Source organism: Brevundimonas sp., assembly GCF_036677305.1.
Taxonomy (GTDB): domain Bacteria; phylum Pseudomonadota; class Alphaproteobacteria; order Caulobacterales; family Caulobacteraceae; genus Brevundimonas.
Map to the genome: position 1 here is coordinate 1 of NZ_JAKFEB010000003.1, position 9,886 is coordinate 9,886.

The following is a 9,886-nucleotide window of genomic DNA, read 5'->3' on the forward strand; positions in this document are numbered from 1 at the left end:
CAGCATCCGGCTGAGCAGTTCGGACCGGAAGCCGGCCATGATGCTCATCACCACGATCAGGGCCATGACCGCCAGGGAGATGGCGACATAGGAGATGATGGCGATCAGGGCGATGCCGCCCTCCTTCCGCCGGGCGCGCAGATAGCGCAGCGCCAGCTCGATCTCCCAGGCCGAGAACGGCCCGGCCGGCTTCGTCGGCTTCACCCCCGCGACGTCCGTCATCCGCGCACCCTGGCCAGGGCCTCGTCCAGCGGCACGGACAGCTTCTCGCCCGTGGCGCGGCGCTTCAGCTCGACGACGCCGTCGGCCAGCCCCTTGGGTCCGATGGTCAGCTGCCAGGGGATGCCGATCAGGTCTGCGGTGGCGAATTTTCCGCCCGGGCGCTCGTCGGTGTCGTCGTAAAGGACGTCCTTGCCGAGGGCCTCCAGCTTGGCGACGGCCTCCTCGCAGGCGGCGCAGACGGCCTCGTCATTGGCGCGCAGGTTGATGACCACGACGTCGAAGGGCGCGACGGAGTCAGGCCAGATGATGCCGCTGTCGTCGTGGCTGGCCTCGATGATGGCGCCCAGCAGGCGCGAGACGCCGACGCCGTAGCTGCCCATGTGGACCTCCGCATCCTTGCCGTCGGGACCGGCGACCTTCGCCTTCATCGGCGCCGAATATTTGGTGCCGAAGTAGAAGATGTGGCCGACCTCGATGCCGCGGGCGGTCAGGCGGTCGGCCTCGGCGGTCTGTGTCTCGAACTGGCCGGCGTCGTGCATTTCCTCGGTCGCCGCATACATCGAGACGCGCTCGTCGACGATGGCCTGCAGGTCGTCCCAGTCGACGTCCCGGCCGGGCGCGGGCATTTCGACCAGCTTCCGGTCGCAGAACACCTGGCTTTCGCCCGTGTCCGCCAGGACGATGAACTCGTGGCTCAGGTCGCCGCCGATGGGGCCGGTGTCGGCGCGCATCGGCACGGCCTTCAGGCCCATGCGGGCGAAGGTGTTCAGATAGGCCACGAACATCCGGTTGTAGGCCTTGCGGGCCGAGGCCTCGTCGATGTCGAACGAATAGGCGTCCTTCATCAGGAACTCGCGGCCGCGCATGACGCCGAAGCGCGGACGGCGCTCGTCGCGGAATTTCCACTGGATGTGGAAGAGGTTCAGCGGCAGGGATTTGTAGCTCTTCACGAAGCCGCGGAAGATGTCGGTGATCATCTCCTCGTTCGTGGGCCCGTACAGCAGCTCGCGCTCGTGGCGGTCGGTGATGCGCAGCATCTCGGGGCCGTAGGCGTCGTAGCGGCCGGACTCGCGCCACAGGTCGGCGAGCTGGAGCGTGGGCATCAACAGTTCGACAGCCCCTGCCCGCTCCTGCTCCTCGCGCACGATCTGCTCGATCCGGTTCAGCACCCGCAGGCCCAGCGGCAGCCAGGCGTAGATGCCGGCGGCCTCCTGTTTGATCATCCCGGCGCGCAGCATCAGCTGGTGCGAGACGATCTGGGCGTCCGAGGGCGCTTCTTTCAGCGTCGGGAGGAAATAGCGCGACAGGCGCATGAGTCGGTATCCGGCAAGCAGGGCGTGGAACAGTGCTTTAGCCGGGACGGAGGGGCGAAAGCTAGGCGATCAGCGGCGCGCGGCGTCTTTGTTGCAACATTCGCCCGAGCAGGGCGCGCGCTGGCGGATCGAACCAGCGCCCCGCGACGAACGCCGCGACGAGGCAGCCGGCTCCGGCGACGATTTCGATATGAGGCACGTCGCCGAACTGCATCCTGGCGACCATGAGGAACGGCCCGTGCAGGATGTAGAGCGGATACGACAGGGCGGCGACGAAGGCTGCTGCGGTTTGCAGTCGGGGCGACAGGCGCGCGGTCACGGCGGCGACCACGATGAACGGCAGGACGAACAGGACCGCCACGGCGTCAACCAGGCCGTTCCAGCGGCCGAGGTCCGGCGCCACGACCATGGCGATGAAGGCCGCGACGATCAGGGCGACAGGCCAGCGCAAGGTCAGTCGTCCGGCGGTCCACATCCGGTGCAGCAACAAGCCGAGCGGGAAACCGAACGCGATTCTGGCCACACCGCCCGCAAGAGACCAGCCGCGCTGGCCGATCGAGCCCGTTTCAGCCATCAGGAAGGCGACCAGCACCGCCGCCGCGCCCAGGCCGACAACGACCTTGAGCGCCCGGTCGCTGAGCCGGCTCGCAGCGAAGGCGTAGACGATGTTGGCCGCCATCTCGAAGAGCAGCGACCATCCGGGCGGGTTGAGCGGGAAGACCTGCGAGTCCGCGGCCAGCGGCGTCGGAATCATCATCGCCGCCGCGGCGAAAAGCACCCCGAGACCGATGACGCCCCCGGCGTCGTCGATGGCTCCGGTGTAAACGGCGGCGCCGATGCACGTACCCAGCAGGTACAGCGGCCACAGACGGACGATCCGCGCCCTGATGAAGGCGCCCGGGCTCCAGCCGGCCCTGAGCCGTCCCTCGTAGGCGTGGGCCACCACGAAGCCGGACATGATGAAGAACAGATCGACCGCGATGTAACCGTGGAAAACCAGATGGCGCAGCGACGAAATGTGCAGGATCAGCACCACCAGCGCCGCCACGCCGCGCAGACCGTCCAGCGCCATGAAGCGGCCGTCGGCCGAAATCGGCGAGTGCAGGTCGGACGCGGCGGTCATCCCGTCAACCTGACCCGCCTGTATTAAGGCGTGGTTTCCAGCTTGCGCGCTTCAGGGATGCGGCAGGCCGATGCCGTATCTGGCGGCCAGATAGGGGATGATGGCCTCGTCCTGCAGGAAGCGTTTGCCGGTCGTTTCGCTGGTCTGCGCCCCGGGCCAGTCGAAGGTCTCGTCGAGGATCAGGATCGGGCAGCTCTGATGGTCCTCGCCGACCTGCTCGATCACGGCGGGGCGAGGGCGCGGGAAGTCGAGCCGGGTGATGTCGAGCCGGGTCTTCAGGTCCGGATAGAAGGCCAGCACCCCTTCCACGACCGAGCCGGCCGGGCAGAACCACGGGCCGCCCTCGTCGTCGGTCCAGTGCGGATTGATGAGGAACAGACGGTCGGTCATCGGGCGGGTCCTAGGCGGGTGGAGCGAGGTCCGGCAGCGGCATCCAGCCGATGAAGACCAGGAACATGACCAGAGCCCAGACAAGGGCCGCCACCCAGGTGGTGGTGATGAATTTGCGCTTGAGGTCGGGTTTCTCGGGCGCGCCCCACTGGGCCCCGTCGGTCGGGCGCTCGTGCCGTTCCTTCGAGGTGCCCAGCGGCAGGACGGCGAACAGCACCGTCCACCAGCAGACGAGGTAGATGGCGAACATGGTGATCGGGCCGATGGGCATCAGTGCGCTCCGTCTCTGGGCGTTTCCATCAGCTCGACCAGCACCCCGCCCATGTCCTTGGGGTGGACGAAGATGATCGGCGTGCCGTGGGCGCCGATGCGCGGCTCGCCCGTGCCCAGGATGGTCGCGCCCTTCGCCCTGAGGGCGTCGCGGGCGGCGAGGATGTCCTCGACCTCGAAACAGACGTGGTGCTGGCCGCCCTTCGGATTTTTGGCGAGGAAGCCGTGGATCGGGCTGTCGTCGCCCAGCGGCTCGATCAGCTCGATCTGACTGTTGGGCAGGTCCACGAAACAGACGCGCACGCCCTGGGCCGGCAGGTCGAAGGGCGCATGCGCCTTCGTCGCGCCCAGCATGTCGCGGTACAGGGCGACGCTGGCCTCGATGGAGGGGGTGGCGACGCCGACGTGGTTCAGTCTTCCGATCATCCCGCTGCCTTAGACCGTGTCGGCGCGCGCGAGAAGGCGGGCCGTTCGTCGCGCCGGCACGGATTGACGCATTCCCCGTTTCCCTGTCCGCTGCAGACGACAGGCCGACGCCCGCATCGGGCGTCGGCCTTCCGGTATCGGAGGCTTCCCGAATGATTTTCCTGTGGCTGGCTCTCGCCGCGTTCCAGCAGACCCCGCTGGTCGAGGTGACGCGCGAGGAGCGCATCGAACTGACGGCCGAGCAGCAACGGGTCTTCGAGGCGGTATCCCGGTTCGGCTCCCAGGTCGGGCGCTGCCGTCGTCACATGCCGGCGGACCAGGTCGCCGCCTTCGAGGCCGCCGCGGCTCCCGGACCTTCCGCGGGCCAGCCCGGCGACCAGTCGATTCTCGATCAGATCTTCGCCATGTCCTACCAACAGGGCGCTCAAAGCGCCGATGCCCGGACCATTCGTCGGGACCGCTGCGACGTGATGCTGGAGGACGCCGGGGCGATCCTGCTCGACGCGGAGGCGTTTGTTCCCGCCGTCGAAGCGGCCATGCCGCCGTCGTCCGCGCGACCTTGGGCGGAGTTCGTGCCGGCCGGAGCCCGTGCGCCGGACCGGGCGCCGCGCGCCATCGAGCCCCTCAGGCAGCCGGCCGCGCCCGAACGGGCGATGAGGCCGAACGCCGTTTCGAGGGCTCCCTCCTGGGCCGAAACTCCCCGCCTGGCCATGCCGGCAGCCGCGCGCAACATGCTCAGCGAGGGCGCGGCCCATATCGAATGCATCGTCACCGTCGAGGGCCGGGCGAGAGCCTGCCAGCTGCTGCGCGAATCCGCCGAGGGCCTGGGCCTCGGCGAGGCGGCGCTGGCGGCCCAGGACACCTATCGCTTCCATCCCAGGACGATCGACGGGCAGGCCGTCGAGGCCCGCGCCGCCTTCACGATCCGGTTCCGGAACGAGGAACGGGTCATCCGGGCCCAGTAGGGAACGCGGGGCGTCGCCGGCCGAAACAGAAGCCGCGACGCCCTCGAGCGCCTCACTGCTGCAGCGGGAACGGGTCCGACGCCGTCGGCCGGGTCGGGACCGGCATGCGCGGCAGGGGCTCGTCGCTGTTGGCGGCGTTCAGCAGGAAGGCGGCCATGATGATGGCGGCCTGCCGCAGATCGTCGGCCCGCATGTGGTCGTAGGTGTCGATCGAGGTGTGGTGCAGCCGCGAACCGTAGTCCAGCGGGTCCTGGATGAACTGGAAGCCCGGAACGCCGACCGTCTGCATATAGACGTGATCGGTCGCGCCCGAGGTCCGCATCGACACCGTCGTGGCGCCCATGGCGTTGAAAGGCTCCAGCCATTCCTGGAAGATCGGGGCGGCGGCGACATTGCCCTCGGCGTTGATGCCGCGGATCTTGCCCGAGCCGTTGTCCAGGTTGAAGTAGGCGACCAGATCGCCGTGCCCGGCGCGCGGCTGGATCGGCCAGCGCTGACGCCAGGTCCGGCCGTTCGGCAGGGCGTCCAGCTGGGCGTCGCCCAGGGCGGCGCGGGTGGCCAGGTATTTGTCGACATAGGCCAGCGAGCCCCACAGCCCCTGCTCTTCCCCGCTCCACAGGGCGAAGCGGATGGTGCGCTTGGGACGCACGCCCAGGGCCTTGAGGATGCGCGCGGCCTCCATGACCACGGCGCTGCCGGCGGCGTTGTCGACGGCGCCGTCCGCCGCCACCCAGCTGTCCAGGTGGGCGCCGGCCATGACGTATTCGCCCGTACGTCCCGTGCCAGGAATGTCGGCCAGGATGTTGTTGGCGTTGGTGTCTTCCTCGTGGAAGCGGACCTCGCTCATCAGTTCGAGCGTGGGTTTGGCGTCCTCGGTCAGGGCCAGGCGGGCGAGGCGGCGGTAGTCCTCGGCGGCCAGTTCCATGCCGGGCGTCTTGCGCTGGTCGTCCATGCGATAGCCCGAGCCGTTGCCGTGCAGCAGACCGCCGTCGCGCGACGACATCCTCACCCAGGCGAGCGCGCCCTCCTCCTGCAGGAAGGCGTCCATCTGGCGGGCGAAGTCCGGGCCGCGCAGGCTTTCCGTCGACGGGGCCGAAACATTGGGCGTGTTGTAGGTGTTGGCGTTGCGCAGATCCTCTTCCGTCAGGCGGCGGAAGGCCGGATCGGTCGGTTCTGAGCCGGCGGTCGGACGCGAGACGAGAACGATCTTGCCCGCCAGCTTGCCGCGCCATTTGGCGAAGTCGCCGGCGCTCATCATCGGGGCCACGACGACCTCGCCGCTGATCACGCCGGGCGTGGACGGGGTCCAGGCGATGGGGATGGCGCGCAGGTCCAGCGGACGCGGCGCCGTCATGCGGGCGCTCGAGCGGACGACGGACCAGCCGCGACCGAAGTCGAACGGATCGGCGCGGACATTGGACAGGCCCCAGTCGCGGAACTGCTGCGCCGTCCACTGCTCGGCCTGACGCATCTGGGGCGAGTTGGTCATCCGGCCGCCGATCCGGTCGGTCAGATACGCGGCGGTCTGCATGACCTGGCTGTGGTTCAGCCCCTGGTCGATGATGCCGTTGACGGCGACGCGGTCGACATCCTGCGCCGCGGCGGGCGCAGCGAGCGGAACGACCGTCAAGGCGATGGCCGTGGCGGACAGAAGAGCGGCTAGACGCATGGAATTCCCCCTGAATCACTGAGCTGCGGGGATAAGACTCCAGGCGCAGCGGCAATGCAAAGGTTCAACGGGCGGGACGCGCCAGTCCGTCGCCCGATCGTGAGCCAAAGAAAAAGGGCCGGCGATCGCTCGCCGGCCCCTTCATCGGTTCGTTCTGACGGTGGCTTACTGGCCGCCCATCATCGAGGCGACTTCCGAAGCGAAGTCCGGACCCTCGACCTTCTCGACGCCTTCGCCGAGGGCGAGGCGGACGAAGCCGGCCAGGTGCAGGCCGGGCGCGCCCAGTTCCTTGCCCGTGTCGGCGACCAGCTGTTCGATGGTCACGTCGGGGTTCATGACGAACGGCTGCTTGATCAGCACCACGTCCTTCTGGAATTTGTTGATCTGGCCTTCCACGATCTTGGCGATCATGGCTTCCGGCTTGCCTTCTTCCTTGGCCTTTTCGGTCAGGACCTGACGTTCCTTCTCGATGGCGGCCGGGTCCAGATCGTCCGTATTCAGCGACAGCGGAGCGGTCGCGGCCACGTGCATGGCGATCTTGCGGCCCAGTTCGCGCAGGGCGGTCTTGTCGCCGCCGCCGTGCAGGGCGACCAGCACGCCGATGCGGCCGACGCCCGGCGAAACGGCGTTGTGGACGTAGGAGGCGACGACGCCCTCGTCGACCGACAGGCGGGCGGCGCGGCGCAGCTGCATGTTCTCGCCGATGGTGGCGATCATGCTGGTCACTTCGTCCTGGACCGTCTTGCCGGCTTCCAGCTCGGCGCCGTGCAGCGCCTCGACCGAGGCGTGCTCGAGGCCCAGCTGGGCGAATTTCTTGGCGGCGTTCTGGAACAGCTCGTTGCGCGAGACGAAGTCGGTCTCGGCGTTGAACTCGATGGCGGCGCCGACTTCACCGGCTCCGACTTCCTTCGAGGCCACGGCGACCAGGCCTTCGGCGGCGACGCGGTCGGCCTTCTTGGCGGCCTTGGACAGGCCCTTGGCGCGCAGCCAGTCGATCGCGGCGTTGATGTCGCCGTCGGTTTCCTGGAGCGCCTTCTTGCAGTCCATCATGCCGACGCCGGACTTGGCGCGCAGTTCCATCACGAGGGCGGCTGTGATCTCGGCCATGTTCTTACTCCTCAGGTCTCTTCGTATGCGGGAACGGCCGGGGATTAGCCCGGCCATGTGTCAGTTCATCGTCTGCGGCGCAGACACACGGATGAAGGCCAATCAGATCCGTCATTCCGGGGCGCTCGAAGAGCGAACCCGGAACCCAGGAGGGCGGCGGCGGTCCTGGGTTCCGGGTTCCGCTGCGCGGCCCCGGAATGACGGGGATTGATCGAACCTAGACCGCGGCTTCCTCGGTTTCGACGGCGTCGTTGGCTTCCGAGGTCGCGGCCTGGGCGGCTTCGTCGGCGACGGCCGGTTCAGCAGCCGGTTCGGCGGCGGCGATCATTTCCTCGGCGACGGCTTCAGCCTCGGCCGGAGCGACCGGGGATTCAGCGGCCTTGGCGGCCTTCGGCGCCTTGGCTTCGCGCAGCATGGGCTCATCCGGGTTGACGGCGGCGCCCAGGTCGACGCCGGCCGAAGCCTGACCAGCGGCCAGACCGTCCAGGACGGCGTCGGCGATCAGGTCGCAGTAGGTCTGGATGGCGCGGGCGGCGTCGTCGTTGCCGGGGATCGGATAGGTGATGCCGTCCGGGTCCGAGTTGGTGTCCAGGATGGCGATGATCGGGATGTTCAGCTTGCGGGCTTCAAGGATGGCGATGGCCTCCTTGTTGGTGTCGATCACGAACATGATGTCCGGGATGGAGCCCATGTCCTTGATGCCGCCCAGCGACAGCTCGAGCTTGTCCTTCTCGCGCTGCAGGTTCAGCAGCTCTTTCTTGACGCGGCCCTCGCCGCCGCCTTCCAGCAGGCCTTCCAGCTCGCGCAGGCGGGCGATCGAGCCCGACACGGTGCGCCAGTTGGTCAGGGTGCCGCCGAGCCAGCGGTTGTTCATATAGTACTGGGCGCAGCGCTTGGCGGCTTCGGCGACCGGATCGGCGGCCTGACGCTTGGTGCCGACGAACAGGACGCGGCCGCCCTTGGCGGCGACGTCGCGCACGGCGACCAGCGCCTGGTGCAGCAGCGGGATCGACTGCGACAGGTCGATGATGTGGATGTTCGAGCGCGAGCCGAAGATGTAGCGCTCCATCTTCGGGTTCCACCGGTGCGTCTGGTGGCCGAAGTGGGCGCCGGCTTCGAGCAGCGAACGCATGGAGAATTCAGGCAGAGCCATGAGGGGTAGTCCTTTATCCGATTGATCCGCCGCAGGCGCTGTAAAGACCTAGGTCCTCGGAACGGAGCGACCAGGATTTCTCCCTGACCGCGCCACGCCTGCGTGTGAAGTGGGCGGGCATGTAGTCGGGATGGGCGCAAAAGGCAAGCGCCGTGGTCAGATCAGGGCCAGGCCCAGCCCTGCGAGACCGGCGAGCAACAGGACGACGGGCGGCGCATACCGGCTCTTGACGACGTACAGGGCCGCGAGGGCCGTGCAGGCGATGACTACGGACGCCGCCGGATGGGGCGAACCGGCCAGTCCGATCGCCAGACTGATCGCCGTCGCCGCGATCAGGCCGACCACGGCCGCCGCCACGCCGTCGAGAGCGCTGCGGATGCGCGGGTCCGACACCACGGCTTCCAGCCGATCGTAGAAGATCATGGAAAAGGCGAAGGCCGGCAGAAAGACTCCCGCCGTTATGGCCAGGGCGCCCGCGAACCCGCCCACGGCGTAGCCGGCGAAGGTCGCGAAGATGATCAAGGGCGCGGGCAGGACGTTGGACAGGGCAACCCCGTCAAGGAAGGTCCCGTCGCCCAGCCAGCCGCGGCCGACCACGTCCTGACGCAGGAAGGGGATGGCCGTATAGGCCCCGCCGAACGTGAGCAGGCCGGCCTTGAGCCCGGAGACGAACAGCAGCGGCCACGCCCCCTCGCCTGCTGGCGGCCCGCCGACGGGCGCCGCCATCCCAGCCCCGCCCTGCGCGAGGCTCCAGAACAAGAGCGCCACGACGCCGACGACGAGAAGCACCGCCGCCGCCCCGCGCCGCCCGCCCTGGGCCAGCGCATGGATCACGGCTCCGACCGGCAGGATGATCCAGAACGGCGCGCCCAGAAGGGTCGCCGAGCCTGCCGCGAGGCCAATGGCCCAGAGTCCCCGGTCCGTCAGCACATGCTCGCCGATCCGATGCACGGCGCGCGCGATCAGGGCCACAACGGCGGCCTGGGCGCCGATCAGGGCGGCCCCGGCCAGCCCGCGATCGACGTCGAAGCGGAAATAGGCCCAGGCGGCCAGCAGCATCAGTGCGAACCCGGGCAGCATGAAGCCCAGTCCCGCCAGCAATCCCCCGATCCGGCCTTTCGCGTGGATGCCCAGATGCACGCAGAGCTCATGCGCTTCCGGTCCGGGCAGCACCTGCATGACCGCCAGCAGCCGGTTGAACCGGGCGCTGGAGATCCACCGCTCCTCCTCGACCAGTTCACGCCGGAC

Annotated in this window: 10 protein-coding genes and 1 pseudogene; 1 reads left to right on the forward strand and 10 read right to left on the reverse strand. The window is 68.5% G+C overall.

Annotation, left to right across the window (positions count from 1 at the left end; genetic code table 11):
• The 6 genes and pseudogenes from V6M42_RS00060 to mce all read right to left on the reverse strand — a co-directional run.
• A pseudogene (locus tag V6M42_RS00060) lies at positions 1 to 222 on the reverse strand (lipoprotein-releasing system transmembrane subunit LolC); the annotation flags it as partial.
• Entirely contained in the window at positions 219 to 1,535 is a 1,317-nt protein-coding gene (gene proS, locus V6M42_RS00065; protein ID WP_332676308.1) for a proline--tRNA ligase, read from the reverse strand. The pseudogene V6M42_RS00060 and the gene proS, both read right to left, overlap by 4 nt.
• A gap of 61 nt (positions 1,536 to 1,596) precedes the next feature.
• Positions 1,597 to 2,658: an acyltransferase family protein gene (locus tag V6M42_RS00070; RefSeq protein WP_332676310.1), complete on the reverse strand. Its 1,062-nt coding sequence runs from the start codon at positions 2,656 to 2,658 to the stop codon at positions 1,597 to 1,599.
• A gap of 51 nt (positions 2,659 to 2,709) precedes the next feature.
• On the reverse strand, positions 2,710 to 3,048 hold the full coding sequence (locus V6M42_RS00075) for a DUF3088 family protein (protein WP_332658985.1): 339 nt from the start codon (positions 3,046 to 3,048) through the stop codon (positions 2,710 to 2,712).
• A gap of 10 nt (positions 3,049 to 3,058) precedes the next feature.
• Positions 3,059 to 3,319, reverse strand: coding sequence for a DUF1467 family protein (locus V6M42_RS00080; RefSeq protein ID WP_332658984.1), 261 nt, complete (start codon positions 3,317 to 3,319; stop codon positions 3,059 to 3,061).
• Positions 3,319 to 3,744, reverse strand: coding sequence for a methylmalonyl-CoA epimerase (mce, locus tag V6M42_RS00085; RefSeq protein ID WP_332658983.1), 426 nt, complete (start codon positions 3,742 to 3,744; stop codon positions 3,319 to 3,321). Before mce ends, V6M42_RS00080 begins: the two co-directional genes overlap by 1 nt.
• A gap of 152 nt (positions 3,745 to 3,896) precedes the next feature.
• Here mce and V6M42_RS00090 point away from each other — a divergent pair, with 152 nt between their 5' ends.
• Complete coding sequence (locus tag V6M42_RS00090) at positions 3,897 to 4,709, forward strand: TonB family protein (RefSeq protein ID WP_332676312.1); 813 nt, start codon at positions 3,897 to 3,899, stop codon at positions 4,707 to 4,709.
• Between the two features lie 52 nt (positions 4,710 to 4,761).
• Here V6M42_RS00090 and V6M42_RS00095 read toward each other — a convergent pair whose 3' ends face one another.
• From V6M42_RS00095 to chrA, 4 genes are all read right to left on the reverse strand, one after another.
• Entirely contained in the window at positions 4,762 to 6,378 is a 1,617-nt protein-coding gene (locus V6M42_RS00095) for a M20/M25/M40 family metallo-hydrolase (protein ID WP_332676314.1), read from the reverse strand.
• 165 nt (positions 6,379 to 6,543) lie between these two features.
• Positions 6,544 to 7,485 carry a translation elongation factor Ts gene (gene tsf, locus V6M42_RS00100; protein ID WP_332658980.1) on the reverse strand — a complete coding sequence of 314 codons (942 nt, stop codon included), beginning with the start codon at positions 7,483 to 7,485 and terminating at the stop codon, positions 6,544 to 6,546.
• Positions 7,486 to 7,702: 217 nt separating this feature from the next.
• A complete protein-coding gene (rpsB, locus tag V6M42_RS00105; protein ID WP_332676316.1) occupies positions 7,703 to 8,638 on the reverse strand; it encodes a 30S ribosomal protein S2 in 936 nt (311 codons plus the stop codon).
• Positions 8,639 to 8,794: 156 nt separating this feature from the next.
• A partial coding sequence (gene chrA / locus V6M42_RS00110; protein WP_332676319.1) for a chromate efflux transporter occupies positions 8,795 to 9,886 on the reverse strand: 1,092 nt, incomplete at its 5' end.